We start from the raw sequence: 4,972 nt of genomic DNA, 5'->3' as shown, positions 1-4,972 counted from the left end.
AGAGGCCAATCATGCACTAACAATCAAACTGGACCACTTGGGTGGGGCTGATCAAGGGGATGGCCGACCTGAAGTCATTGTGACCGACAAGCTTCGATCCTATGGTGCTGCGTTGAAGGACATCGGCAATGCTGATCGACAGGAAACGGGGCGCTGGGAAAACAATCGCGCCGAAAACTCGCACTTGCCCTTTCGACGAAGGGAGCGGGCTTTGTCAGAGGGATGGCCCTTGATGAGGGTAGGGCGGTTGCGTAGCCTCGCCCCATGACCAAACGTAGTCCCTTCCGTTGCTTTCGAACGTCACCAGAAATCATTCGCTTGGCGGTGATGATGTATATCCGGTTTCTACTGTCGCTCAGGAACGTCGAAGATCTGCTACACGAACGCGGCATCGACGTGAGTTATGAATCTGTTCGGTTTTGGTGGCTGAGGTTTGGGCCGAAATTCGCCTCGGAAATCCGCAAGAGACGATCTCAATCGATGCGTTGTCACTCGAACTGGAAATGGCATCTGGACGAGATGTTTGTGAAGATAAACGGCGAGCGGTTCTACCTTTGGCGGGCTGTAGATCATGAGGGTGAAGTCCTGGAAAGCTATGTGACAAAGACCCGAGATAAGAAGGCAGCATTGAAATTTCTCAAGAAATCAATGCGTAGGTATGGCCGCCCAAATGCGATCGTGACAGACAAGCTACGCTCTTACGGCGCCGCGTTGAAGGAAATTGGCAACGCGGACCGGCAAGAAACTGGCCGCTGGGTGAATAATCGAGCCGAGAATTCCCATCTTCCATTTCGACGAAGGGAGAGGGCGATGCTGCGCTTCCGGCGATTGCGAAGTCTGCAGAAGTTCGTGTCCGTCCACGCCTCTGTTCTCAACCTATTCAACTCGGAGCGCAGCCTCCAATCCAGACCAAATTTCAAGTTAAACCGTGCTGCTGCTCTCTCTGAGTGGCGCCAACTTTGTGCGGATTAAAGAGCAGCATCACTGTCCCAGCTGAGACGAGTCCGAACCCGTCTGACAGCACCTTTGTGCGGCATAATGGAAAGCGTCACTGTCTTTGTAGAGACGAGTTCGCATTCGTCTGACAGCACCCTTTCACCCGTGTCGGGCCTATTCTGAACCCGCATTCCGTAGGGATAAGTGTCTCACCCGTCAAACAGTTAAAACTGACATTCTGAAGCATGGGTCATCCGCAAGGTCGATCCTGTCGTAACCCACAAAACACTAACCGAGTGATCCAAATGCGCGACCATGCTCTCAAAACCTTGCAGGATTTTGTCCCGAAAATGGGGCTCCACTACGCGTCTGGTCGCAATTATGACAAAGGGGCAGGTCGGCACACTTCGGTGTCCTGCCTGTCCCCATACATTCGGCGGCGCCTGATCACAGAGGAAGAAGTGGTCGCGCAAGCTTTGGCGAACCACGGGTTGGATGGTGCCGAAAAGTTCATTCAAGAAGTTTTTTGGCGCAGTTATTTCAAAGGCTGGCTGGAGCGTCGCCCAAGTGTTTGGCGCAGTTATCGCTTAGGGTTGAGGTCGGATCATGATACCATGCAAACTGACCGCGCACTGCGCAGGCGATTGACACAGGCCGAAGCCGGTGAAACCGGGATCGCTTGTTTCGATGCGTGGGTTGATGAGCTCTTAGACACTGGCTATCTCCACAATCATGCGCGGATGTGGTTTGCGTCGATCTGGATTTTCACCTTGTCGCTGCCCTGGCGTCTGGGAGCTGATTTTTTCCACCGCCATCTTCTGGATGGCGATCCGGCCGCCAACACTCTGAGCTGGCGCTGGGTGGCTGGGCTTCATACACGCGGCAGGGCCTATCAGGCCAAAGCCTGGAATATCGCCAAATACACCAACCTACGCTTTGACATCGGGGACGCTGATCTTGCTGATCCTATCGCGCCTCTCGATTATTCTGAGCCCGATGGATTGCCCCGTATTCAACGGATTAGGGACGTTGTCACCCCAAAACCCGACGTCCCCACAGCGTTGCTGATCAGTGAGGAAGACTGTTCCCTAGATGCTTTTGCGTTGTCGGATCTAAATCTTGTTGGTGCCGCAACTATTTCGGCCAGTCACCTACGATCGGACTTGCCGGTCGCCGATCACGTAACACAGTTTGAACGCGAGGCCTTGGGTGATACTGTCTCACGCCTGAGCCTCCAAGCTGACCATCTCACGGCGACTGATTCTAATGAACTGGCGCGATGGGCCACTGAGGCCGGCGCAAAACAGATTGCAACGGCATATATCCCCCAAGGCCCCCTCCATGATTGGTTTGAAGCTGCCGCACCAGCGTTAAACGCAAAGGGGATCGCGTTATGTGAATGGCGACGGCCCTGGGATGAGGCGATTTGGCCCCACGCGACAGCGGGATTCTTCAAGGTGAAAAAACAGATTCCCAAGGTGCTGGAAAGCTTGGGGCTTTACTGATGTCGTGCAGCAAAATCCTCATCATCGGGTCTGGCATCACTGGCCTAAGCTGTGCGGGAAAGCTTGCAGATGCAGGTTTGAACGTCATGGTTCTGGATAAGGGCCGCGGTGTTGGAGGGCGGCTTGCCACGAAACGCACGCGATGCGGTCGACAATTCGATCATGGCGCGCAGTATGTGACCGCGCGCGCGCCCAACTTCCATGCAGTCCTGCGTTCTATGCGGGCGGCTGCAACCGTTGATGTCTGGGAAGCTGGAGCGCCTGAACCACATTTTGTTGGCGTTCCCGGTATGAGCGGTTTGCCAAAGCATCTGGTGACCGGACTGGATGTAAGCCAAAACACCACCGTCGAAACTGTTGGCGCGCGTGACGGGGGGTGGACTGTCACGACCCAAACTGACAGCCTTGCGGCCAGCCATGTTGTGGTAACAACGCCCGCGCCTCAAATCACGCCGCTGATCGGCGTTGATCACCCGCTCACTCGTCGTCTACTAAGTGTCGAAATGGCCCCCTGCCTAACGCTCATGGCGGCCTTTAAAGACGGGCAACCGATCCCTTTCACCAGCAAGCGGATGCCGCAGCAGCCCCTTTCATGGATTGCTTACAACAGTTCCAAGCCCAGTCGTTTGTCGCAAGGGTGTTGGGTAGCTCAAGCCAGTGTGGACTGGAGTGTGGAAAACCTCGAACGCGACAATGCCGAGCTCGCAGAGCTTATGTTGCCGATGCTGTGCGCGCAAATTGGGGCGGATCCTTCAGCGGCGCAGTATGTCGCTGCTCACCGCTGGCGCTATGCGCGGTCCACGAGTCCCCTTGGCGAGCCATTTTTGCGTGATAACAGCCGCACGCTGTATTTGGGAGGGGATTGGTGTATTGGTCCCAGAGTTGAGGCCGGATGGATCAGTGGCCGCGCCATAGCCGACGATATTCTGAAACGAATTTGAGGAATTGTCAGAGGAATCTCTGCTGCTAAGTACAGGGTGCCAATCTAGCCTCTGGCCATGACAAAACGCTCTCCTCTTCGCGACTTCAAAACCAGCCCATAAATCATCCGGTTGGCTGTGATGATGTACATTCGATTCCCCCTGTCGATGAGGAATGTCGAAGATTTGCTACACGAACGTAGCATCGACGTGAGCTTCGAACCCGTTCGGTTTTGGTGGCAGCGGTTCGGTCTCAAATTCGCATCGGAGATCCGCAAGAGAAGATCTCAATCGATCATGTGCCACTCGAACTGGAAATGGCATGTGGACGAGATGTTCGTGAAGATCAGCGGGCAGCGATACTACCTTTGGCGGGCCGTTGATCATGAGGATGAAGTCCTGGAAAGCTATGTGACGAAGATTCGAGATAGGAAGGCAGCATTGAAATTTTTCAAGAAATCAATGCGTCGTTACGGTCGGCCTGGCACACTCGTAACCCACAAATTCCGCTCCTACGGTGCTGCGATGAGGGACATTAGCAACGCGAACAGGCAAGAAACTGGCTGATGAGTGACCAATCGCGCAGAGAATGCTCATCCGCCATTACGACTAAGATAGAAGGCGATGCTCCGCGTTAGACAAATGCGATGTCTGCAGAAATTCGCATCCGACCATTCTTCGGTCCACAATCACTTCAATCATGAACGCCACCTTTACTCACGCGAATATTTCAAACTGAAATGAAGCGCGGCTCTCGCTGAGTGGTGGTGTCTTTGCGCGGTACAAAGGACAGTCTTGTTGGCATTGTGGAGACGAATTCGATTTCGTCTGACAGCACCCCCTATCAACTTATAACCTTCATCACGACAACCATCAGTAGGGAATACAACGCTATGCCGCCGCCAATCAAGAAAACCGCCCAATTCCTCATTACTGTGGCTGTCGCAATTGACTTCATTTGGTACACTAGATCAGGCCAAGTGTAGGAAACAAAGTCACCTTGCGTGAATACAGCCTTAATTCGACCTTTGTCGTCAACGACGGGCAGACGCCGGAACCGTTCGTTGGACATTATTCTAAGCCACTCTATCAAGTCATCTGTTTCATTCGCGAGTCTGGGGTTGGCAGTCATGATATCGGAGAGAACTGTCGTGGTTGCGTCTAACCCTTTTGCAACCAGTTTATTCATCACATCCCTTTCGGTAACCACTCCAATTACTTTGTTATCAGGATCGACAACTATTACCGAGCCATAGTTTCTCTCGGACATTTTATTAACAGCGTTGAATACGCTTGTTGCAGGCGATAGTGTCAGCGGCGATTTCTTTGAACGATACTCAGGACGATCCATGAGACGGTTGCCGGGGCGGTCTGATTTTTGTGGCATGTTTTTCCTCCATAACGATATACAAAACTGCTTGTTGCTTGTCCTCACATCTAATGCGGCGCGGCATTGTCCGCACATACTAGAAGTGTTGTTGCTGTTATCTTAAACCGGAATTGGCCTATCATCGGTTGGCAGCTTTTAGCTTAAGGTATTTCGCCGTTGTTTTCAAACTTAGGGTCAGGACTCATAGCCAGTAAATAACGAGAGCTGCGAGGGCGATGGCG

General features: G+C 53.0%; 4 protein-coding genes and 2 pseudogenes. 5 read left to right on the top strand and 1 reads right to left on the bottom strand.

Annotated elements, in window-relative coordinates; genetic code table 11:
• Window positions 1–61: 61 nt before the first annotated feature.
• From MK208_RS21035 to MK208_RS21015, 5 genes and pseudogenes are all read left to right on the top strand, one after another.
• Window positions 62–268, top strand: a pseudogene (locus MK208_RS21035) (DDE-type integrase/transposase/recombinase); the annotation flags it as partial.
• A complete protein-coding gene (locus MK208_RS21030; protein WP_294119718.1) occupies window positions 265–972 on the top strand; it encodes an IS6 family transposase in 708 nt (235 codons plus the stop codon). The pseudogene MK208_RS21035 and the gene MK208_RS21030, both read left to right, overlap by 4 nt.
• 269 nt (window positions 973–1,241) lie before the next feature.
• Window positions 1,242–2,441: an FAD-binding domain-containing protein gene (locus MK208_RS21025; protein ID WP_294119717.1), complete on the top strand. Its 1,200-nt coding sequence runs from the start codon at window positions 1,242–1,244 to the stop codon at window positions 2,439–2,441.
• A complete protein-coding gene (locus MK208_RS21020) occupies window positions 2,363–3,382 on the top strand; it encodes an FAD-dependent oxidoreductase (RefSeq protein ID WP_294119715.1) in 1,020 nt (339 codons plus the stop codon). The genes MK208_RS21025 and MK208_RS21020 overlap by 79 nt, the downstream gene beginning before the upstream one ends.
• Before the next feature lie 102 nt (window positions 3,383–3,484).
• A pseudogene (locus MK208_RS21015) lies at window positions 3,485–4,105 on the top strand (IS6 family transposase).
• Between the two features lie 100 nt (window positions 4,106–4,205).
• Here MK208_RS21015 and MK208_RS21010 read toward each other — a convergent pair.
• Window positions 4,206–4,748: a CBS domain-containing protein gene (locus MK208_RS21010; RefSeq protein ID WP_294119714.1), complete on the bottom strand. Its 543-nt coding sequence runs from the start codon at window positions 4,746–4,748 to the stop codon at window positions 4,206–4,208.
• Between the last annotated feature and the right edge of the window lie 224 nt (window positions 4,749–4,972).

This window comes from Shimia sp., from assembly GCF_022448905.1.
Classification (GTDB): Bacteria; Pseudomonadota; Alphaproteobacteria; order Rhodobacterales; family Rhodobacteraceae; genus Shimia.
The sequence above is the reverse complement of the archived record's forward strand: the minus strand, read 5'-3'. Positions and strand labels throughout refer to the sequence as shown.

Bases quoted from the DNA above. Each gene is read 5' to 3' on its own strand.
- MK208_RS21030 (WP_294119718.1), top strand. From the start codon at position 265: ATGACCAAACGTAGTCCCTTCCGTTGCTTTCGAACGTCACCAGAAATC.
- MK208_RS21025 (WP_294119717.1), top strand. From the start codon at position 1,242: ATGCGCGACCATGCTCTCAAAACCTTGCAGGATTTTGTCCCGAAAATG.
- MK208_RS21010 (WP_294119714.1), bottom strand. From the start codon at position 4,748: ATGCCACAAAAATCAGACCGCCCCGGCAACCGTCTCATGGATCGTCCT.